The organism is Variovorax sp. DAIF25 (assembly GCF_050711835.1).
Lineage (GTDB): Bacteria > Pseudomonadota > Gammaproteobacteria > Burkholderiales > Burkholderiaceae_C > Variovorax.
In genome coordinates this window covers 55,389-76,469 of sequence record NZ_CP136637.1, presented here as the reverse complement: position 1 = coordinate 76,469, position 21,081 = coordinate 55,389, and the positions used below count along the sequence as shown (strand labels likewise).

Annotated in this window: 21 protein-coding genes; 3 read left to right on the top strand and 18 right to left on the bottom strand. The window is 69.7% G+C overall.

Going from position 1 to position 21,081, the window contains the following annotated elements; translation table 11 throughout:
* Window positions 1-373: 373 nt before the first annotated feature.
* From R0232_RS34515 to R0232_RS34500, 4 genes are read right to left on the bottom strand one after another with little or no spacing between them, the layout of a single operon-like run.
* Window positions 374-889, bottom strand: a complete 516-nt coding sequence (locus tag R0232_RS34515; RefSeq protein WP_431513809.1) for an aspartate/glutamate racemase family protein — start codon at window positions 887-889, stop codon at window positions 374-376.
* Window positions 886-1,104: a hypothetical protein gene (locus R0232_RS34510; protein ID WP_431513808.1), complete on the bottom strand. Its 219-nt coding sequence runs from the start codon at window positions 1,102-1,104 to the stop codon at window positions 886-888. The genes R0232_RS34515 and R0232_RS34510 overlap by 4 nt, the downstream gene beginning before the upstream one ends.
* Window positions 1,105-1,118: 14 nt before the next feature.
* On the bottom strand, window positions 1,119-2,024 hold the full coding sequence (locus R0232_RS34505; protein WP_431513807.1) for an amino acid ABC transporter substrate-binding protein: 906 nt from the start codon (window positions 2,022-2,024) through the stop codon (window positions 1,119-1,121).
* A gap of 21 nt (window positions 2,025-2,045) precedes the next feature.
* Window positions 2,046-2,834, bottom strand: coding sequence for an aldolase (locus tag R0232_RS34500; RefSeq protein ID WP_431513806.1), 789 nt, complete (start codon window positions 2,832-2,834; stop codon window positions 2,046-2,048).
* Between the two features lie 155 nt (window positions 2,835-2,989).
* Between R0232_RS34500 and R0232_RS34495 the strand changes: the two genes are divergently transcribed.
* A complete protein-coding gene (locus R0232_RS34495) occupies window positions 2,990-3,892 on the top strand; it encodes a LysR family transcriptional regulator (RefSeq protein ID WP_431513805.1) in 903 nt (300 codons plus the stop codon).
* Window positions 3,893-3,904: 12 nt separating this feature from the next.
* Here the strand turns inward: R0232_RS34495 and R0232_RS34490 are convergent, their stop codons facing one another.
* The 9 genes from R0232_RS34490 to R0232_RS34450 form a co-directional block, all read right to left on the bottom strand.
* Entirely contained in the window at window positions 3,905-4,987 is a 1,083-nt protein-coding gene (locus R0232_RS34490; RefSeq protein WP_431513804.1) for a DUF2817 domain-containing protein, read from the bottom strand.
* A gap of 14 nt (window positions 4,988-5,001) precedes the next feature.
* On the bottom strand, window positions 5,002-5,985 hold the full coding sequence (locus R0232_RS34485; protein ID WP_431513803.1) for a tripartite tricarboxylate transporter substrate-binding protein: 984 nt from the start codon (window positions 5,983-5,985) through the stop codon (window positions 5,002-5,004).
* 109 nt (window positions 5,986-6,094) lie between these two features.
* Window positions 6,095-7,114 (bottom strand): pyridoxal-phosphate dependent enzyme, encoded by a 1,020-nt coding sequence (locus R0232_RS34480; protein WP_093346161.1) that lies wholly within the window; start codon window positions 7,112-7,114, stop codon window positions 6,095-6,097.
* 4 nt (window positions 7,115-7,118) lie between these two features.
* Window positions 7,119-7,520, bottom strand: coding sequence for a RidA family protein (locus R0232_RS34475; RefSeq protein ID WP_431513802.1), 402 nt, complete (start codon window positions 7,518-7,520; stop codon window positions 7,119-7,121).
* 91 nt (window positions 7,521-7,611) lie between these two features.
* Window positions 7,612-8,226, bottom strand: a complete 615-nt coding sequence (locus tag R0232_RS34470) for an SCO family protein (RefSeq protein ID WP_431513801.1) — start codon at window positions 8,224-8,226, stop codon at window positions 7,612-7,614.
* The gene (locus tag R0232_RS34465) at window positions 8,223-9,770 is read right to left on the bottom strand and encodes a PepSY domain-containing protein (RefSeq protein WP_431513800.1); all 1,548 of its coding nucleotides are present in this window, start codon (window positions 9,768-9,770) and stop codon (window positions 8,223-8,225) included. Before R0232_RS34465 ends, R0232_RS34470 begins: the two co-directional genes overlap by 4 nt.
* Before the next feature lie 13 nt (window positions 9,771-9,783).
* Window positions 9,784-11,970, bottom strand: a complete 2,187-nt coding sequence (locus tag R0232_RS34460) for a TonB-dependent receptor (protein WP_431514676.1) — start codon at window positions 11,968-11,970, stop codon at window positions 9,784-9,786.
* Window positions 11,971-12,125: 155 nt separating this feature from the next.
* Complete coding sequence (locus R0232_RS34455; RefSeq protein ID WP_093346157.1) at window positions 12,126-12,488, bottom strand: DUF2946 family protein; 363 nt, start codon at window positions 12,486-12,488, stop codon at window positions 12,126-12,128.
* A gap of 60 nt (window positions 12,489-12,548) precedes the next feature.
* Window positions 12,549-13,214 (bottom strand): GntR family transcriptional regulator, encoded by a 666-nt coding sequence (locus R0232_RS34450; RefSeq protein ID WP_431513799.1) that lies wholly within the window; start codon window positions 13,212-13,214, stop codon window positions 12,549-12,551.
* A 93-nt stretch (window positions 13,215-13,307) separates the two neighbouring features.
* Here R0232_RS34450 and R0232_RS34445 point away from each other — a divergent pair, with 93 nt between their 5' ends.
* Together R0232_RS34445 and R0232_RS34440 are read left to right on the top strand one after the other, a co-directional pair.
* A complete protein-coding gene (locus R0232_RS34445) occupies window positions 13,308-15,671 on the top strand; it encodes a molybdopterin-containing oxidoreductase family protein (RefSeq protein WP_431513798.1) in 2,364 nt (787 codons plus the stop codon).
* Between the two features lie 44 nt (window positions 15,672-15,715).
* The gene (locus R0232_RS34440) at window positions 15,716-16,666 is read left to right on the top strand and encodes a PDR/VanB family oxidoreductase (protein WP_431513797.1); all 951 of its coding nucleotides are present in this window, start codon (window positions 15,716-15,718) and stop codon (window positions 16,664-16,666) included.
* A 47-nt stretch (window positions 16,667-16,713) separates the two neighbouring features.
* On the opposite strand, the gene R0232_RS34435 is transcribed toward R0232_RS34440, so the two are convergent.
* From R0232_RS34435 to R0232_RS34415, 5 genes are all read right to left on the bottom strand, one after another.
* Window positions 16,714-17,040 (bottom strand): hypothetical protein, encoded by a 327-nt coding sequence (locus R0232_RS34435; protein WP_431513796.1) that lies wholly within the window; start codon window positions 17,038-17,040, stop codon window positions 16,714-16,716.
* A gap of 21 nt (window positions 17,041-17,061) precedes the next feature.
* Window positions 17,062-17,733, bottom strand: coding sequence for an orotate phosphoribosyltransferase (locus R0232_RS34430; protein WP_431513795.1), 672 nt, complete (start codon window positions 17,731-17,733; stop codon window positions 17,062-17,064).
* Window positions 17,734-17,750: 17 nt separating this feature from the next.
* Window positions 17,751-18,656 carry a helix-turn-helix transcriptional regulator gene (locus tag R0232_RS34425; RefSeq protein WP_431513794.1) on the bottom strand — a complete coding sequence of 302 codons (906 nt, stop codon included), beginning with the start codon at window positions 18,654-18,656 and terminating at the stop codon, window positions 17,751-17,753.
* A gap of 89 nt (window positions 18,657-18,745) precedes the next feature.
* A complete protein-coding gene (gene pyrC / locus R0232_RS34420) occupies window positions 18,746-19,828 on the bottom strand; it encodes a dihydroorotase (protein ID WP_431513793.1) in 1,083 nt (360 codons plus the stop codon).
* Window positions 19,825-21,081, bottom strand: a complete 1,257-nt coding sequence (locus R0232_RS34415; protein WP_431513792.1) for a hydantoinase/carbamoylase family amidase — start codon at window positions 21,079-21,081, stop codon at window positions 19,825-19,827. The genes pyrC and R0232_RS34415 overlap by 4 nt, the downstream gene beginning before the upstream one ends.

The window sequence follows — 21,081 nt, the reverse complement described above, 5'->3', positions numbered from 1 at the left end:
AGCGCCCCTCACGAGTGGCAACTCTTGGCCGATAGTACCCATTCGCGCTGGCCCGAATTTCGGTAGCCGCTGCAAAGCAGACGCTCGCGGCGCATCGTCCAACATCTGTGGTGAAGCGCATACCCACTGTTCGCCGTAGTTCAAACTAGCCGCCGAGCAAGGGCAGCCAAGAATCATGAGAAGCGCGACATCGGCATCCACACATTTCGGCTAGCGCGTTATTCGAACTCCGATGGCACGCACGGGACGACATCCATGTGCAGCCTGGCTGCCGACGCAGATACCGAACGGCATTCCGCAACTGCGCCAATGCGTCAAGGCCTTAAGGCCCCGAATATCCAAAGCCAGTGGCTCACTGCGCCTGCGCTCGGCATCAACCCATCTCATACGCCCGATTGGCCAACGCCCTTGCCAACACATCCGCCGGATCCACCAACCGCGCCCCCGCATGCCCCGGCACACCATGCAGCGCCAGCGGTATCTCGGTGCAAGCCAGCAGCAGGCTGTCGCACCCATGCCGCTCGACCATCCGCCGCGCCACCTCGGCAAACAGCCGCGTCGCGAGCCCGAGGTCCCCGGCCTTCACGCCATCGCGAATGCCGCGCATGACCTGCTCTCTCTCCGGCTCCATCGGCAGATGGCAGGCGATGCCGCGCTGCGCCAACGCCGCCTGGTAGAAGCCCAGGCTGTAGGTGCCCTGGGTCGCGAGCAGGCACACAGCTTCGATGCGCTGGGCCGCGAGGTACTTCGCGGTCTCCTCGACGATGTGCAGCAACTCCACGTCGGGATGCGAGCGCTGCAGCTTCGCGTGCCACGCATGCGCGGTGTTGCACGCGATCGCGATGCTCGCGACGCCGTGGCTGCGCAGGCCCTCGATGCCGCTCGTCATTCCTTCGAAGGGCGAAGGGCCGTCCTCGAGCAGGCCAGGGTGCGGTCGGGCACCGGCAGCTGCGCGAGCCAGTGTTCGGGAAAGGCCTGGTCTGACACGGGACTGCCGCTGGCTCGCAACCGCGCCTCGCAGGCGCCGACGAAGAGCCGCAAAAAATCCGCGCCGGCCGCGGGACCCATGCCGCCCAGGATGCCGACCTTGCGGGTGCCGGGCATGCGAATCCCTTGGCTCAATAGTCCGAGGGATTCGGCGAATCCGTCGGCTTCGCGATCACCTTGGCCAGCGCATCGCTCATCGGGAAATGCAGGTTCACGCCACGCGGCGGAATCGGCGACTGGAACCACTTGTCATAGAGCGCCTTGATCTCGCCGCTGGCGAACAGCCGCGCGATGGCCTTGTCGGCCACGGCCTTGAACTCGGGCTCGCCGCGCGGCAGCATGACCGCATAGGGATCGCGGCTCAGGGTGTCGGTGCTCAGGCTGAAATCGGCCGGATTCAGCGAGAACGAGATCTGCCCGACCAGGTTGATGTCGTCCTCGAAGAAGGCATCGGCGCGGCCCGAGGTGAAGGTCAGCATGCTGTCTGAGAAATCCTTCGCCTGGATCAGGTTGAGGTTCAGGCTTTCCTTGCGGTCGATGCCACGCAGGCGCATCACGGTGTTCGACCCCGTGGTCGCCACGACGGTCTTGCCCTTGAGGTCCTGCAGCGTGGCGAGCTTGTCGGCCTTGCGCGAAACGAACTTGGTGCCCACCACGAAGTAGGTGGTGCTGAAGCTCACCAACGCCTGCCGCTCGGGGTTGTTGACGGTCGTGCCGCACTCGAGGTCGATGGTGCCGTTCTGGATCAGCGGGATGCGGTTCTGCGAGGTCACGGCCTGGCGCTTCACCACGAGGTCCGGGCTGCCGATGGCGGTCTTGATGTCATCGACGATTCTTTGGCAGATGTCCTGCGCATAGCCGATGGGCTGGCCGTTGCCCCCGAGGTAGGAGAACGGGATCGAGGACTCGCGGTAGGCCACGGTGATGGTGTTGCGCTCCTTGATGGTCTTGAGGCGGCCGGTCAGTTCGGCGGCGTTCGCGCCCAGGCAGGCGAATGCGAGGGCGGCGATGGCGAGATGCGGAAGACGGGATTTCATGAGAGGTTCGAGGAGTGGCATTCAGAGCAGGTAATCGGGGTCGGTCTTGAGCAGGCGCCGCTTGATGCTCGCCAGGTGCTGGACCGCGCTTTCGTTGCCCCCGCTGCGCATCTGCGCATAGGTGGCCGCGGCCAGTTCAGGCGGCACGGGACTGAGCTTGCGGCCGGTGGACTCGGCCAGCACCTGCACCTCGCAGGCGCGCTCGAGGTAGTACAGGTCGTTCCACGCTTCCGCGATGGTCGCGCCGACCACCATCACGCCGTGGTTGCGCATGAACACCACGTCGGCGTCGCCGATCGCCGCCGCGATGCGGTCGCCTTCCCTCGCATCGAGCGCCAGACCGTTGAAGTCGTCGACCGCCGTGCGCCCGTAGAACTTGAGCGCGGTCTGGCCGGCCCATTGCAGCGGCTGACCTTCGACCAGCGCGAGGCTGGTCGCATACGGCATGTGCGTGTGGAACGCGACGCGGGCGCGCGGCAGGCTCCTGTGCACCCGCGCATGGATGAAATACGCGGTGATCTCGGGCGGCCGGTCGCCCTTGAGCACGCGGCCGTCGAAGTCGCAGATGATCAGGTCGGAGGCGCGGATCTCGTCGAACGCCAATCCGAAGGGGTTGACGATGAAGCAGTGGTCGAAACCCGGCACCACCGCCGAGAAGTGGTTGCAGATGCCCTCTTCCATGCCGAGCCTCGCAGCCATGCGAAAGCAGGCAGCGAGGTCGACGCAGGCCTGCCGCACCTCGGGCGTGTCGAACAGGCCTGGATCGATCTCGTGTCGTGCGGTGTGGTCCACCGCCAATGAATGCGCCATAGGTTCCCGATGCCGGTTGTTGCCATCGACTTCCGGCGTGCGCCATGATCGGCGCGCCCCGGTTGTTTTCCATGCATCGAAGTCTCCGATCCAGGGCCCGGGAGCGTCAAATCAGAATTTGACGCAAGGCGATAAGGTCTTCTAATGGCCCCCCTATGAAACTCAAGCACATCGAGGTCTTCAACGCGATCATGCTGTCGGGCAGCGTGAGTGCCGCGGCGCGCATCCTCAACGTCACGCAGCCCGCGGTGACGCAGACGCTCAAGCATGCGGAGCAGCAACTTGGCTATGCGCTGTTCGTGCGCGACAAGGGCGGCATGAAGCCGACGCCCGAGGCGCGCCAACTGCATCTGCGGGCGCAGAAGATCTTCGAGCAGGTCGACGAACTGCGGCGCCTCGCGCAGTCGCTGCGGCCCGACCACCTCGCGCAGTTCCGCGTCGCGATCGTGCCCTCGCTGTCCACCACCTGCCTGTCGCGCGCGCTCGCGTCGTTCAAGGCCCGCCATCCGCGCAGCGCGGTCTCGATCAAGATCCTCCATTCCGACGAGATCGCGCGCTCGGTGGCGCTGCGCGAATGCGACCTGGGCATCGCCTATGGCGAGATCGACGCGCCCCCGGTCGATGCCGAGGTGGTGGGCACGGGCCACCTGGTGTGGGTCGAGCGCCGCGAAGCCGGCGCGAGGAAGCGCGCCGACACTGCGGACATGCCGATCGCCGAGATCGCGGCACGCGACTTCATCGGGATCGACAAGGACGATCTCGTCGGCAAGGCCCTGCTGGGCCTGCTGTCGGAGAGCGCGGTGTTCGCGGGCACGCGGCTCTCGGCGCAGACCTACCAGTCGGCGCTGCTGCTCACGCTCGACGGCTTCGGCCCCTGCGTGATCGACTCCTTCACCGCGGGCTTCTCGCGCGGCGAATCGCTGTCGATCCGCACCGTCTCGCCGCGCATCCCGGTAACGGTGTCCGCACTGTCGGTCGCCGAAGGCCGCAGGCGTGCCGACTTCGACGACCTGCTGCAGGCCTTCCGCACTTCGCTGGCGCAGGTCGACGACGCCTAGGACGTCGAGGCTTCAGGCCTCGCCCAACCAGCGCAGCGCGTTCACGATCACCTGCCGCGACTGGTCGACCAGGCTGCGCTGCCACGCGGGCTCGCCCGGATAGAAGAAGCGCAGCAACTCGCGCCGCGTGTCCGACAGCTGCGTGCGGCCGATGCCCGTCGCCCATTCGCGCTGGTCGCGCACCAGCAGGTCAAGCATGCGCTGCGGCCGCGCGGTGCCGAACTCGAGCACGGCCGCCGTCACGCGCGCCTGCTGCAGCGCGCGCTCGTAGCCCGGCGTGCTGTGGCCCGTGACCGGCGCGAAGTCCTCGGGCGCGCCGCTATCGTGCACCGCCACCACCCATTCGCCGAACACCTCGCGCATGCGCGCCAGCGCCTCGCCCTGCTGCAGCGCGACCAGCGAGCCATAGCCGTAGGGGCCGAGCCCCGTGTGGTAGTCGACCAGGCAGACCTCGCGCGCCGAGGCGCCATGGCGGCGCAGCACGGCCTCGATGGTCAGACGCGACCAGGTGGGCGCCTGGCCGCCGAAGCCCATGCCCTGCGCGAAGGCGTACTGCCCGGCCATCAGCGCGTTGTAGAGCGCCTCGCTGCCATGGCTGCGCGCGAAGTCCGCGAGCAGCGCATCGCCCGCGGCCACGGCCGAGGCATCGCCGGGATCGAGTGCGATCGCCGCATGCAGCGGCTCGTACTTGTGCGAGGACGGCGCCTGCGCATGGTCGATGAAGTTGCGGCAGAGGTCGACGTTGTCCTCGGTGTAGCGCCGCAGCCAGGAAGCGCCCCAGGGATTGATCGCATGCACCAGCACCACGGCGGTGTCGGGCGGCAGGTCGTCGGCCGACTGCGTCAGCAGCCAGTCGATCTGGCAGCCCGAGCCCGCGAACAGCTCCACGCCATGCACGCCCGAGGTCAGCACCAGCACGCGCTGGGCGTCGGCCGGGCCGATGCGCACCACGTCGGTGGCGAGCGCCTCGCCCTGCGCCCCCGCGAGTGGATGGCCATGCACCTCGGGCGCGAGGCCGCGCAGCGCGCAGGCGGCGAGGAACTTGCGGCGCGCCGTCGCATAGTCGGCGCTGAACAGCGTGTCGGTCGGAATCATCGGCGCTGCGTCCGTCAATCGATCTGGAAGCCGGATTCCCGGATGATCGGCTGCCACAGCGCGAGCTCGCCGCGCACCGCCTCGCGCAGTTGCTGCGGGTTGCCGGCGGCCGGATCGAAGCCCACGTTGGCCAGGCTCGCGGTGGTGGACGGCAGCGCCGCGATCTCGGCCACGGCCGCGCTCACGCGATCGACCAGTGCCTGCGAGGTGCCGGGCGGCGCGAACAGGCCGACCCAGCTCGAGCTGCCGAGCGCGGTGAAGCCCAGTTCGCCGAAGGTCGGCACCTCGGGCACGCTGGCCGCGCGGCGCGGGCCGGTCACGGCCAGCATGCGGATCTTGCCGGCGCGGTGCGCGCCCAGGAACCCGCCGAGCGCATCGACGGCGGCCGGGATCTGGTTGCCCATCAGGTCGGCCAGCAGCGGTGCACCGCCCTTGTAGGGCACGGGTAGCAGTTCGATGCCCTCCTTCTTGCCGACCACGTAGCCCACGAAGTGCGGCGAGCTGCCCGCGGCGGGCACGCCGAAGCTGCGCGCCTCCTGCTTCGCGCGCGCCAGCGCGAGGTACTCCTGCAGCGTCTTCGCGGGCTGCGCCGCGCTGACCGCGAGCGCCACCTCGAAGGTCGCGAGCCGCGCCACCGGCGCGAAGTCCTTCACCGGGTCGTACTTCACCGAACGCGAGGTCAGCGGCAGGGTCGAGAACATGTGGCTGTTGCCCAGCAGCAGCGCGCTGCCATCGGGCGGCAGTGCACGGAACTGCTCGGCCGCGATCTGGCCGCCCGCGCCGGGACGGTTGTCCACCACCACGGTGGCGCCCAGGCGCTTCTGCAGCTCCTCCGCATAGAGGCGCGCCACCGCGTCGGCCGTGCCGCCCGCGGGATAGCCGACCACCAGGCGGATGGTGCGGCCGGCCGTGGCGGACGGCTGCGCCGCGGCCAGCGGCGGCAAGGCAGCGGCGATGACGCCGGCGGGCAGCAGGGGCAGGAAGGCGCGACGCTTCATCGGGGGTTCTCCGAAAGACAAGGGACGGACGGCAACGAGCGGCTGGCGGGCGCGACGCGCACCCACCGGCCACGGAACAACGAACGCAACGAAGAGGGAAAGCCGGCGCTCAGGCCTCGAGCAACTGCTCGCCGCGCGCGAGCTGGCGCGCGTAGGTCTCGGCATCGAGGTTCGCGCCGCAGACGATCAGCCCGGTGCGCTGCCCACGCAATTCCTCGCGCAGGGGCCCAAGCAGCGCGGCCAGCGCCGTCGCGCCGGCCGGTTCCACCGCCAGCTTGGCATCGCGGAACATCACGGCCATCGCGCGGCAGATCTCGTCGTCGCTCACGGTCACGATGCGCTCCATGTGGCGGCGGCACAGCCCGTAGGCCATCGGCGTGGTCATCGGCGGCGCCAGGCTGTCGGCGATGGTCGAGAGCTTCTCCATGCGCTGCGGCGAGCCGGCCTCGAAGCTGCGCCGCATCACGTCGGCGCCCTCGGGCTCGATGCCGATCACGCGGCAGCCGGGCATCAGCTTGCGGATCGCGGTGGCCACGCCGCTGCCGAGGCCGCCGCCGCCCACGGCCACCAGCACCGTGTCGAGGCCCGGCACCTGCTCGGCGAACTCGAGCCCCACGGTGGCGGTGCCCAGCGAGGTGCCCTCGCCCTCGAAGGGATGGATGAAGGTGCGGCCCTCGTCGCGCACCAGCGCCTCGGCCATCGCGAAGCCGGTGGCGCCGTCGGGCGCGATCAGCAGCTCGGCGCCGTAGGCGCGCGCCATCGCCACGCGCGCCGGATTGGCCGAAGCCTGCACCACGATCTTCGCGGAGACGCCGGCCTCGCGCGCCGCGAAGGCCGCGGCCACCGCGTGGTTGCCGGCGCTCATCGCGGTGATGCCGCGCGCCTTCTGCTCGCTCGACAGTCGGCGCGCCACGTTGAGCGCGCCGCGCGCCTTGAAGGTGCCGGTGCGCTGGAACAGCTCGAGCTTCATGTGCACGTCGGCGCGGCCGAGCAGGCGCTCGACCGTGGGTCCGTGCAGCGGCGCGACCGGCGTGCGCAGCAGCGCCTGCGCATTGGCGCGCGCGGTCTCGCGGATGGCCTCGAGGTCGAGGTCGGGCAGTTCGGAAGCGGCTGGGAATGTGGTGCTCATGGCGTCAGGCTCCAGGTGCGCGGCGGGCGCGGCGTGCATGCGCGATGGCTTCGATCTCGACCAGCGCGCCCGGCACCATCAGGTCGGCGCGCACCGTCGAACGCGCGGGCGCGGGGCCCGCGGCAGGGTCGAAGCATTCGGCATAGCTGCGGTTGAATTCGGCGAAGTCCTCCACGCGCAAGAGCCACACGGTGGTCTTCGCGACATCGGCGAGCCCCAGGCCCTCGGCCGCAAGGATCTCGCCGATGCGACCGAGGCAGCGCCGCGTCTGCTCGCCGACCGTTTCGCCCTCGATGCGCCACCGGGCGTCGAAGGCCATCTGGCCGCTCACGAAGACGAACTCGCCCTCGCGACGCGAGGGAGAGAAGAACGGAGGGGCCACGGCGGGCGTCGGGACGGTCTGCATGCGGGGCAGTCTATAGACGGCCGCGCGGCGCGTCCTTTGCGCGACGGGCGAAAACTTATGCGCGAGCGACGCCGCGCATGGGGACTTTCCCTCAGCCCGCCGCCAGCAGCGCGCGCACGTCCGCGGTGAATTCGCTCGCGCTCTGCGCATAGCGCATCACCACGCGCATGCGGCCCTTGCGGTCGATCAGGTAGGTGAAGGCCGAATGGTCCATGGTGTACGAGGTGCGCGTGGGCACCTTCTCGTAGAACACCTTGAACTCCTTCGCGGTCGCCTCGGTCTGCGCGAGGTCGCCCCGCAGCCCGAGGAAACTCGGGTCGAAGGCCGCCGTGTAGGCGCGCATCACCTCGGGCGTGTCGCGCTCCGGGTCGACGGTGACGAAGATCACCTGCAGGTCGTCGCCGGCCGCGCCCAGCTGCTGCTTGACCTCCGCCGCGCGCGTCAGCGCGGTCGGGCAGATGTCGGGGCACTGGGTGAAGCCGAAGAAGATCATCACCACCTTGCCCTTGAAGTCGGCCAGCGTGCGACGCTTGCCGTCGGGATCGCTCAGCGCGAAGTCGCGGCCGTAGTTGGCGCCCGTGATGTCGGTGCCGGTGAAGCTCGGCTTCGGCTCGGATTCGCCGCAGGCGGCCAGCGCGGCCCACAGGGGCAGCGAGGCTGTGCCCAGCAGCAGGCGGCGGCGGGTCGTGGTGAGTACGCGGGTCATGGATGTTCCTTCGAGGGAGTGAATGGGGGAATGCGCCGGGCCGCCGGCTTCGGCGTCAGCTTGCGGCCCAGCCGGCGCCAGCCGATCACCACGCCCGTGAGGCTCAGCGCCGCGCCGCCGAGGCTCAGCAGCACCATTGCCAGGTCCCACAGCGGGCGGCGCTCGAGCAGCGGGCGCCAGTCCCAGCTGTGCAGCATCGCGAACAGCCAGCGGCTGGCGCGGCGATGGCTGTCGCTGCGGTTCAGCAAGGCGCCGGTGCGCGGATCGACGTGGGCCCAGGTGCCGGCCTCGTCCGCGAACACCACGCGCCAGATGGGCAGCGGCTTGTCGCCGCCGCCGGTCATGGTGTGCGGCTCGCGCGTGTAGTAATGGCTGTCGTAGGCGGTCAGCACCTCGATGCGCGCGACCGGCGCGCTCGAGAGCTTCGCGACCGCGGCCTTCAAGATGTCGGCGTCCAGCGCCGTGGGCGCGGCGCTCGCGGCATCGAGCACCGTGGGCTGCAATGCGGTGCCGCGCGCGAGCACGAGATCGCGTCCCGCGGTGCGGGTCCAGCGCAGCTCGCGCACCGTGCCGCCCGCCGCCGCGATCAGCGCCTGGGGCGAGGCGGCATCGGCCGGCGGCGCGAGCGGCCCGCCATTCATCGCCTCGATGCGCAGCGCGGGCGCGCCGCTGTCGAACACGCGCCAGGGGTTCATCGACATCAGGCCGCTGAAGATCCAGGTCAGCGTGACGGCCGCGAACAGCAGGCCCGTGATGTGATGCCAGCGCATCATGAAGCCGCGGTACGGCGAGCGCGAGCCGCTGCGGTAGCGGCTCGCGAAGCGCCAGCGCAGGATGCCGACGGCCGTGCCCATGAGCGTGACCGCGATGCCCAGGATCGAGAGCCAGTTGACGATGTCGGCCCAGTACGGATCGAGCGCACCGCCACGCAAGGGGTACAGCCAGTGGATCCACGCGCCCGCGTAGTTCCACAGCCGCTCGGCGCGCGGCGCATCGCGCACCACCTCGCCGGTGCGGCCCGAGACATAGAGCCGCGTGTGCGCGGCATCGACCAGGGCCACCTGGTGCAGCGGCCGGTGCGCATCGAGCGCGCGCGAATGGGTGAAGGCGTCCTCGTCGAGCGTGCCCTCGTACACCAGGCCCACACCCGGCCCCACGAAGGCCGCGGCGCTGGCCATCGCGAGTTCGCGGTCGACATGGCGCAACGGCGTGCCGGTGGCCGCGTCGATCACCACACCGGCCTTGGCGCCCTTGCCACCCGCCGGCTGCGCGAGATACACGGCGCGGCCGCCGCTGGCCACAGCCAGGCGCAGCTCCTTGAGCGGCCCCGCGATGCCCGCCGCATCGAGCGCCTCGCGCGGCCCGAGCAGCGCGGCATCGGCCGCGAGCGGCGGCAGGTGCAGCAGCCGCTCCGACTCGGTGAGCTTGGGATAGCCCACGTACATCATCACCACGCCCGAGACGAACCACATCGCGAAGAAGGCGCACACCACGATGCCGAGCCAGCGGTGCAGCAGGAACAGCCAGCGCTTGAAATGGGCCATGGAATCGCCCTCCTCAGAACGCGACGTGCAGGCTGAGGTCGCCGGTGCGCGGCGCGCCCAGGTAGGCGAAGGTGCTGCCGAGGTTGGCCGCGTAGATGAGGTCGGTGGCATTGCGCACGCGGCCCACCAGCGTGAGCGAGCGGTTGATCTTCCACGACAGGCCCAGATCGACCAGCGTGTACGACGGCCAGCGCGCGCTGTTGGCCGCGTCGGCGTAGGTCTTGCCCACGTGGCGCAGCCCCACGCTGGCCTGCAGCGCGGGCGTGATCGCGTACGACACCCAGAGGTTGGCCACCACCGCCGGCGTGTTGGTGGGCGTGCGGCCCGCGAGCGACACGCCGTTCTGCATGAAGTTGTCGTACTTCGCGTCGACGTAGCTCAGGTTGCCCTGCAGCGACCACTGCGGTGTGGGCTGCAGGCCCACCGCGATCTCCACGCCCCTGGACGACTGCTCGCCCACGAGCACGGTCAGCGCGCTGTTGTTCGGGTCCTGCGTGGCGATGTTCTTGCGCGAGAGGCGGTAGGCCGCCACGGTCGCCGTGCCCTTGCCCTGCCAGAAGTCGAGCTTGGCGCCGACCTCGGCCTGCCGGCCGGTCGTGAGCTCGCTGTTGTTCATCACGTCGGCGAACGAGGCGGTCGACAGCACGCCCGAGGGCGGATCGGCCGCGGTCGCGTACTGCGCATAGAGGTTGGCGCCGGGCGCGAAGTCCCATACCAGGCCGACGCGTCCCGTGGTCGGGTTGTAGTTGCGCTGGTAGCTGGCCGGCGCGCTGGCGCTGATGGCGCGCCGATTGGTCAGCGCGAGCTCGATGCGATCGTGGCGCAGCGCGCTCACGAGGTGCAGCGAGGGCGCGAGCGCCGTGCGGTTCTCGATCGACAGCGCGGTGGTCGTCACCTTGTTGTCGCGGTCGGGGTTGAAGCCCGGCCGCATGCCCGGCACCGCGAAGAAGGGCTCGGTGGCGAAGAGGTAGGGGTTCACCGTGCTCACGGTGGCCGGCAGGCTGTTCGGAAAGCGCGTCTGCTTGTTGACGCTGAAGTCCAGCCCGAAGGACCAGTCGCTGCGCAGGCCCGCGAGCTGCCCCTTATAGAGGCCCTCGATGCGGTCGCCCACCACCTGCTGGTCATGGCGCTGCAGCAAAGCCGCCGAGCGGATCACGGCCGTGTTGCTCGCATTGAAGCGGTAGCTTTCGACATTGCGGTAGTCGCGCAGCGCGTCGTAGGCATAGAAGGTGTTCTTCAGCTGCAGCGCATCGGACACGCGCCAGTCCGCGATGGAGCGCAACCACTGCACGCGCTGCGCATAGAGGCCGTCGGCGCTGTTGTAGTTCTTGAAGCGCGTGGCCGGGTCCACGCGCAGGCTGCCAACCACGGGATTGAGCAGCGGCGTGCCCCAGTACGGACGGTCCACCCACTCGTCCTGGTACTCGTAGGCCAGCGTGTGCGTGAAGCCGCCGCCGAAGTCCGACAGCAGCGAGGCCGCGAGCTGCGTGGCGCGCGTGCGCGTGCCGTCGGTCCAGCCGTCGGCGTCCTTGCGGTTGAGGTCGATGCGCGCGTAGTGGCTGCCCGCGCCGCCATCGCCCGCGATGCGGCGGTTGAGCCCGATCGAGGCCTCCTTGAGCTGCTGCGTGCCCAGGCGCAGCCGGGCCTCGGTGAGGTCGCCGCGCTCGGCGATCTTGCTGATGTAGTTGATCGAGCCGCCGACCGCGCCCGCGCCGAACAGGAAGCTCGAGGGCCCTCCGATGGCCTCGACGCGGTCGTAGATCCAGCTGTCGACCGGCCGCGCGGCGATCGAGTACTGCACGTTGATGCCGTTGAACATCTGGCTCAGCGAGCCGGCGCCGAAGCCGCGGTAGCTCACGCCGATGTTGCCGGGCGCGTTGTGCGCCGTGATGCCGGGCACCGCGCGCAGGATCTCCTGCGTGTCCTGCGCGCCGCGTGCCTCGATGGTGGCGCGGTCGACCACGCTGACCGAGGCCGGCGTCTCGCGCGGCGTCAGGCCCAGGCGGCTGCCGGTCTCGGAGGGCGTGTCGAGGTTGAGGCGCCCGTTGGGCGCGGGCGCGGGTGGCGGGTCGACCTCGATCGCTTGCAGCGTGGTCTGGACCTGGGCGTGCGCGAAGGGCGCGGCGAAGGCGCCGAGCGCGAAGCAGGACAGCGCACGCGCGCGCAGGCGCTCGGCACCACGGCCGTGGGGAATGGCAATGAAAGGCACGGGATCTCTCTTCTCGCAGCGCGTGGCTGCGCTGACGGCGCAGCGGCGCGTGGCCGCGCATGCCGTCGACGAACGATGGGCGCCGCGCGCGGACCGGCGCGCCCACGAGGCGACGCCAGGGTCCGTCGTGCGACGGATTCAGCGGTTCAGGCGAAGAGGAAGGAAGGAGGCCCGCGCGCCGGCAGCGGCGCGGCGGTGGCCGCGGCGATGCGCGCGGCGGGGATCGAACGCAGGGCGTAGGACAGCGGTGCCGGCATCGGCACCTCGACCTGCGCGACCGCGGGCGGCAGGCCGCCGATCACGCACAACGGGCAGTCCATGCCCATGCTGCCCATCGGCACCGCGCCATCCTCGGTCTGCACGACCATCGTGACGTGGCCCGAGGCCGAGCACACGATGTCGATCTGCTGAGGCTTGACGATCGGCGACGCGACCGCGACGGACAGGGACAGCACGAACCACGCCAGCACGAGGCGATGCAGGGTCGAGAGTTTTCGAAGGACGTGCACGGGCACCATTATCGCGACGAATCGCGGATTGCAACGCAACAGCCCGTGCTTCGCCTGGGGCTAGTCGATGCCGACGTTCACCTTCTGCTGTTCGATGATCTCCACGATCAGCTTGCCGGTATGGATGACGTGCTCCGTCACCATCGCCTTCGCGCCCTGCGCATCGCCGGCCAGGCACAGGCGCAGCAGCTTCTTGTGCTCGGCCTCGGAGCGATCGACGTTGGTCTTCGACTTCCACGGCAGGTAGAGATAACGCCCGAGGTTGAGCCGCGCGGACTCGACCGACTGCAACAGCAGCGGCCGGTCGGCCTTGGCGTAGAGGCTCGCGTGGAATTCATGGTTGAGGCGGAACACCTCCTCGACCTGCCTGGCCTTGCCGAGCTCGTCCAGCAGCCCGGTGGCACGCGCGATGTCGGCGCGCGAGAGATGCGGCACGGCCAGCTCGATGAGCCGCCCTTCGAGCAGCCAGCGCAGCTCGATCAGCTCGACCGCCTCGCGCGCGCTCAGGAAGGCCACCGAGGTGCCCTTGTTGAGCCGGGCGGTGGCCAGCCCCGCGGCGACGAGCCGCGAGAGCGCCTCGCGCACCGGCACATGGCTGACGCCGAAGCGCGCGGCGAGGTGGTCCTGCTTCAGCGGCGCGCCGGGTTCGAGCACGGCCGTCGCTATCTCGGAGCGGAGCGTCTCGTAGACCGACCCCGCGGCCACTTGCGAGCTGCTTTCCTTCATGTTGCGCCTTTTCTCAAAGTATATATACTTTCTTTATTTTATATATAATCATGCGCCAGGCCGGACTTCCACCTCCGCCTGGGCACTGGAACTATGGCCGAAAAAATCCCTGGCTTCTGCGCCCTCTGCCGCTCGCGCTGCGGTTCGATCAGCGTGGTGGAGGACGGCGTGCTGATCGCCCAGGAAGCCAACCCCGCCCACCCGACCGGCAAGGCCCTCTGCGTGAAGGGCCGCGCGGCACCCGAACTGGTGGCCAATCCGCAGCGGCTGCTGCATCCGCTGATACGCACGGCGCCGAAGGAGGCCGCCGATCCGCTCTGGCGCCAGGCCTCGTGGGACGAGGCACTGGACCTCGTCGCGCAACGCATCGGGCGCCTCCGCGACGAGAGCGGTCCCGAGTCGGTGTCCTTCGCCATCACTTCGCCGAGCGGCTCGCCGCTGTCCGACGGCATCGTCTGGATCGAACGTCTGGTCAATGCCTTCGGCAGCCCGAACCTGTGCCGCGGCACCGAGATCTGCAACTGGCACAAGGACGTCGCGCACGGCTTCACCTTCGGGCGCGGCATCGGCGCGCCGGACTTCTCGAACACGCAGTGCATCGTGCTGTGGGGCCACAACCCGTCGGCGACCTGGCTCGACCATGCGACGGGCGTGACGGAAGCCTTCGCGCGCGGCGCGAAGATCGTCGTGGTCGATCCGCGCAAGGCGGGCTTCGCGATGCGTGCCCACCAATGGCTGCGCGTGCGGCCGGGTTCCGACGGCGCGCTGGCGCTGGCCATCGCCGGCGAGATGATCCGCAATGGCGAATACGACATCGACTTCATCCGCCGGCACTCGAACGGGCCGCTGCTGGTGCGCGAGGACACGGGCGCGTTCCTGCGCGAAGCCGACCTCACGGGCCTCGCCTCGCAGCGGCTCGTGGCCTTCGAAGAGGCGAGCGAATCCATCGTGCCCTACGACCCCGGCACGGCCAGCTACGCATCGCAGGACTGCACCCTCGCGCTCTTCGGCGCCATGACGCTGCAGACGACCACGGGCCCCGTTCGATGCCGGCCCGCCTTCGCGCTCTATGCCGAGCTGTGCGAGGCCATGTCGCCCGAGCGCGCCGAGGAACTCTGCTGGGTCCCCGCGCAGCAGGTGCGCGACACCGCGCGGCTGCTGTTCGCGCACCGCCCCGTCAGCTACTACGCGTGGTCGGGCGTCGGCCAGCACACCAACGCGACGCAGACCGACCGCGCGATCGCACTGCTCTACGCGCTCACGGGCAGCTTCGACGCGGCCGGCGGCAACGTGGACTTCGCGCATCCGCCGGCGCGCAAGGCATCGGGCAAGGAGCTGCTGTCGGCGGCGCAGCTCGCGAAATGCGTGGGCATCGACGAGCTTCCGCTCGGCCCGGCCGCGCAGGGCTGCATCGGCAGCGACACGCTGTACCGCGCCATCCTCGAAGAGAAGCCTTACGCGATCCGCGGCGTGATCGGCTTCGGCGCCAACCTGCTGCTCGCGCACGCCAACCCGCTGCGCGGTGCCGAGGCGCTGCGCCAGCTCGACTTCTTCGTGCATGCCGATGTGACGCTGACACCGACCGCGCACTACGCCGACGTGGTGCTGCCGATCGGCACGCCCTGGGAGCGCGAGGCGCTGCGCATCGGTTTCGAGGTGAACCAGGGCGCCGAGGAACTGGTGCAGCTGCGCCCGCGGATGGTGGCGCCGGTGGGCGACAGCCGCTCCGACGCCTGGGTGGTCTTCGAGCTCGCGAAGCGGCTCGGGCTCGCCGACCGGTTCTGGGGCGGCGACATCGACGAGGGCATGCGCTACATGCTCGAGCCGCTGGGCATCGGCCTCGAGGCACTGCGGCAGCACCCCGAAGGCATCCGCTACCCGCTGGAGACGCGCTACCAGAAGCACCACGGCGCGGGCTTCCGCTTCGCGACCGACACCGGCAAGGTCGAGATCTATTCGGCGCTGCTGCACCGGCATGGCCAGTCGCCGCTGCCGGTGTACGTGCCGCCGCTGCCGAAGCTGCGGCTTCGCGAAGGAAGCTCGGACTTCCCGCTCGTGCTGACCTCGGCCAAGCTGCCCCAGTACTGCCACAGCCAGCACCGGCAGGTGGCGTCGCTGCGCAGCAAGGCCCCCGATCCGCTCGTGGCCATGAATCCCGCCACGGCAGCCGCGCGCGGCATCAAGCCCGGCATGTGGGTGCGCGTGCGTTCGCCGAGCGGCTCGGTGCGCTTCAAGGCCACGCTCGATGCCAGCCTCGATCCACGCGTGGTCTGCGCGCAGTACGGCTGGTGGCAGGGCAACGAGCAACTGGGCCTGCCCGCGCACGCACCGCTCTCCGAACAGGGCTCGAACTTCAACCTGCTGGTCGACGACGGCGATCTCGACCCGATCAGCGGCTCGGCGCCGCACCGCTCCTACATCTGCGAGGTCGTGGCCGAAGCCGGTCCAGCCGCCTGAACACCGAACCGAACGCCATCCATCCACCCACTCCGTCGATACCCATGCAAGTCAAAGTCCAACGCAAGGTGCCCGAGGCCACCGACATCTGTTCCTTCGAACTGGTCGCCATCGGCGCCGAAGCGCTTCCGCCCTACGAGCCCGGCGCCCACATCGATGTCGATGTCGGCGGGGGCGAAACCCGGCAGTACTCGCTGTGCGCACCCCATGGCGAGGGGCGCTATGTCATCGGCGTGAAGCGCGATCCGCGCTCGCGCGGCGGCTCCCGGTTCATGCACGAGGCCGTGAACGAAGGCGATGTCCTCACCATCGGCGCGCCGAGAAATCACTTCCCGCTCGCGCAGGACGGCGAGCGCTTCATCCTCGTCGCGGGCGGCATCGGGATCACGCCACTGCTGTGCATGGCCTCGCACCTGAGCGGCGCCGGACGAGCGCTCGAGCTGCACTACTTCGCGCAGTCGGCGGAACACGTCGCCTTCCGCCGGCATCTCGAGGACGCGGCCCTGGCCCCTTCCGTGAGGCACCACCAGGGTTACGGCCCCGACGCGCTGCCCGAGCTGCTGGCAGCGATCGTGGGCGATCCGGCGCCGGGCAAGTACCTCTACCTGTGCGGACCGCGCCCCTTCATGGAGCTCGTGCGGCAGGCCGCGGCGAACTGGCCGGCCGACCAGGTCCGCTTCGAGTATTTCGGCGCGGGCTCGACGCCCGCCGCGGCATCGGCGCCGCAGGCCGCGTTCGAGGTCTGCGCCGCCGCCTCGGGCATCTCGGCACAGGTGGAAGCGGGCCGGAGCATCGTCGAGGTGCTGCGCGCCCACGGCGTGCACATCGAGACCTCGTGCGAGGAAGGCCATTGCGGCACCTGCATGACCACGGTGCTCGAGGGCCGGCCCGAGCATCGCGACTCCTTCCTCACCGAGCCCGAGAAGGCGTCGGGCACGCTGATGCTGCCGTGCGTGTCGCGCAGCTGTTCCGCGCGGCTCGTCCTCGATCTCTGAGCGAATGGGTCATGGCGCGCGCACACGCCATGACCGACGCAGCGCGTTCAGAACGCCGTGACGTTCCACTCGTACTCGGTCGCGACCTCGCCGAGGATGCGCAAGCGCTGCACGGGCTCGGCGGCCAACGCGGCCAAGATCCGGGTGTTCAACGCCACCATCGTGGCCTTGGCGTTGTCGGCGAATTCCACCGTGATGCCCTGGTCCTCGTACTTCTGGACGAAGGCCTGCGCCGCCACCCCGATGACGAAATAGAGGCCCGCGTTGTCGAGGTCCGACTTCATGAGGTCGAAGGCGCCGCGGTACAGCAGCTTGAAGGCGTCGGAGCCCGACAGGTCGTTCGCGAAGCGGGTGCTGATGTCCTGGAAGTTCATGGTGCGTTGCTTTCGATGTGCTCAGTGATGGAACCCTTGCCGCCGTGCGCCGCGGACCACGCGACCGGATCGCGCAGGAAATCGTCGAACTCGGATCACCTCGCGGCCGAAACTTCCTCTTTGTGCCGCGACCGCGCGGATGTCGTGCCAGTTCGCGAGCGCATGGACCTTGAGCCCCAGGGCGGCCAGCATGCGGTCGGCGCCGAACATGCCGTAGTCGAACAGCACCAGCACATCGCCGACCTCGGCACCCGCGGCGCGCAGCGCGCGCGCGAAATTGGCCTTCGATGCGCCGGCCGCCATCATGTCGTCGACCAGCAGCGCGCGCTCGCCGGCGCGCACCACGCCCTCGACCTGGCGGGCGCCGATCGCACGCTTGCGGACGTACTGCATCGGCAGGTCCAGCGCATCCGCGATCCAGGCCGCCAGCGCGATGCCGCTGGACTCGCCACCCGCGATCGAGCCGACGCCGGCCAGGCAGCCATCGGCTTTGAGCAATTCGACGGCATGGCCCACGAGCGCACGGCGCGCCTCGGGAAAGGAAATGAGCCGCCGACAATCCATGTAGACCGGCGTCGCCCATCCCGAGGGAAGCCGGAAGGGCTCGTCGGTGCGCAGCGTCACGCAGCCGGCATCGAGCAGCCGGGCGGCGACATCGAGGCGGGTCGGAGTCGGGTCTGGGGCAGTGGTCATGGCGGTCGTGCCTTCGGCTAGTGAATTCGGTCGAGCAATTTGCGCAGGTGCGTCGCACCCGCCTTGCCCTTGTAGGCAGCTTTCCAGAGCCGGCCGATCATGGTTTCGTACATGCGCACCGCCTCGGGCGAGGCGGTCACGGTCGCGATGCCGTTGCGCACGTTCGGCAGTTCGCCGAGCCGGAACGGGCTCACGGCCAGCACGCTGCCGGCGCGGCCGGAGAACACCTGGAAGGTCGCGGTCGGCATGGCGTCGTCGATCAGTCCGATCTGCACGTCGATCGGTTCGCTCTCCATCAGATCGGCGATCCGCTCGACCTCGCGGCGCGCCGCCAGCCGGCGCTCGGTGCGCACGCTCTCGGGCAGGTCGATACGACCGACCAGGCCGGTATCGACGAAGCGCTCGAGCTCGCGCAGCCCGATCAGACTCACGATGTGCGGCCGCCGGCGCTGGAAGAAGGCCCGGCGCTCCTGCATGATCTGCAGCATCTTGTCGATGTCGGCCGAGGTCGGCCCCTTGCCCGCGCCCTTGGGCGAGGCCTCGATCAGCATCTGGCGCAGGATCGGCAGGTAGTCCTCCGAGGTCAGCAGCAGCGAGATCGGCTCGAAGTGCGCGAGGATGCGGTCGGACGACTCCTCGAGCTGGCGCATGCGCTCGAACAGGCCCAGCGCGGTCGAGTAGTACTCCACCTCCACGCCGAGCAGCGACGCCAGCGTGGTGTCGAGCAGGTGGGCCAGGCGCTCGAGCGTCTCGATCTTGACGATCTCGCCCTTCTCGAGCCGGTACACGACCGCGCGCGAGATGCCCAGCCGCTCGGCCACGTCCTCGGCCAGCAACGAGGCGCCCACCCGGTAGGCACGCAGGCGGTTGCCCAGCGCCACGTAGTCGATCGATGACTTGAAGGTCGAATTCGCAGCTTCCATCTCGTTTTCCACTTTATGGATCGAAAAAGAAACTATAGGCGAATTTGGATACCCGCGGTCCCCGTCGAGGCGCGAGGCGATGCGGGAACTCACGCCGCGACCAGCTCGCGCACGGGCGCGTCCTGCAGGGCCCAGGGCAGGCGGCTGCCGCCGAGGAAGGGATGGAGCGCGCCGCCGGCCGCGAGCGCCACGTCCTGCGGCACCTCCCAGGGCGCGCGCTCGAGCGTCACGCTCGCCTCGTTGGGCGCGAGACCGTAGAAGCGCGGACCATTGAGGCTCGCGAAGGCCTCGAGCCTGTCGAGCGCGCCCTCCTCCTCGAACACGGTGCAGTAGCTCTGCAGCGCGACCGGCGCATTGAAGATGCCGGCGCAGCCACAACCCGCCTCCTTCAGCGTGCGAAGGTGCGGCGCGGAGTCGGTTCCGAGGAAGAAACGCGCATCGCCCGAGGTCGCCACCCTGCGCAGCGCGAGGCGGTGGCGCTCGCGCTTGAGCACCGGCAGGCAGTAGAAGTGCGGCCGAATGCCGCCCGTGAAGATCGCGTTGCGGTTGAACATCAGGTGCTGGGGCGTGATCGTCGCCGCGAGGCGACCGCTCGCATCGGCCCTGACGAAGTCCGCGGCCTCCTCGGTCGTGATGTGCTCCAGCACCACCTTGAGCGCGGGAAAGTCGCGCAGCAGCGGACGCAGCGTCGATTCGATGAACACCGCCTCGCGGTCGAAGACGTCGACGGCCGGATCGGTGCTCTCGCCGTGCAGCAGCAGCGGCATGCCGATGGCCTGCATCGTCTCGAGCACCGGCGCCACCTTCACGATCGACGTGACGCCATGCTCGGAATGCGTGGTCGCACCGGCCGGATACAGCTTCGCCGCGGTCAGCACGCCGTCCTCGAAGCCCCGGCACAGGTCGTCGGCGGACATGCCGTCGCACAGGTAGACCGTCATCAGCGGCACGAAGTCGGCGCCCGGCGGCAGGGCCGCCACGATTCGCTCGCGGTAGGCGCGCGCGAGCGCGGTGGTCGTCACGGGGGTCCTGAGGTTCGGCATGACGATGGCGCGGCCGAACTGCGCGGCGCTGTAGGGCAGCACCGTCTGCAGCATGGCGCCGTCGCGCAGGTGCAGGTGCCAGTCGTCGGGGCGGCGCAGGGTGATGCGGGTGGTCATGGGAAGGCTCACTTCAATCGGGCGAAGGCCGCATCCATCGCGCCGACGCCGAGCATGAAATCCTCGATGTCCATCGCTTCGTGCGGATTGTGCGAACCGTTCTGGTTCCGCACGAACAACATGCCGCTCGGGATGCCGGCATTGGCGAACAGCGAGGCGTCGTGCCCCGCGCCGCTGGGAATGAGCTCGAAGGCCGCCTCTTGCGCGGCGCAGGCCTCGGACAGCACGCCGCAGAGCTTCTCGTCCATGGTCGCGGGATCGCTGAGCAGGCGCCGGTCGAATTCGAAGCGCACGCCGCGCTCGCGCTCGATCGAGCCGCATTCGGCGCGCATCAGCCGGTAGAAGGCCTCGAGCGTGTCCGTGCTCTTGCTGCGCGCCTCGAGGCTGAAGCTCACCTGCCCGGGAATGCGCGAGATCGAATGCTCGGCCGGGTCGGTGCTGACGATGCCCGTGGTCACGACCAGGTCGGTGCCGCGCTCCAGCAGCACGCGCCAGTGCTCGTCGATGCGCATGATCAGGTCGGCGACCGCGAACATGGCGTCGTGGCGCAGCCAGCGCGGCACCACGCCCGAATGCTGCGCGTCGCCATGGCAGACCACGCGGTTGTGCCGCACGTTGCCGCGGATGCCCGAGACCACGGCCAGCGGAAGCTGGCGCGCGACCATCACCGGCCCCTGCTCGATGTGCAGCTCGAGGTAGGCCTTGATGCGTGCCTTGTCGAGCAGCGTCTGCTGCGCGCGGATCGCCTCCACGTCGGCACCGCAGCGCCGCATGCAGGCCTCCATCGATTCGCCGGTGGTGCGCTGCTTGAGCGCGAGGTCGCTCTCGCTGACCTTGCCGAACAGCGCGCCCGAGCCCATGTAGGCCTTGCCGAACCAGGCACTCTCCTCGCCGCGAAACGCGACCACCTCGAGCGGGCGTGCGTAGGGCGTGCCGCCGGCCTTCTGCGCGACCAGGCACAGGAGGCCCGCGACCACGCCCGCATAGCCGTCGAAGTTGCCGCCCTGCGGCACCGAGTCGATGTGCGATCCGCACCAGGTCACCGCGCTCGCCGCCGCGGTCTGCGGCAGGCCGAACACGAGGTTCGCGGCCCGGTCGGCGCGGACCTCGAGCCCTTCGCTCGCGGCGAAGGCGCGCAGGTAGTCGGCGGTGTCCGATTCGCCGCGGCCGTAGCTCTGCCGCGTGACGCCGACCCCGTCGAAGGTCAGCTCGCGCACGTCGGAGAACAGCTTCTCGGCCATGGGGCGAAGTCCCGGCAGGCTCAT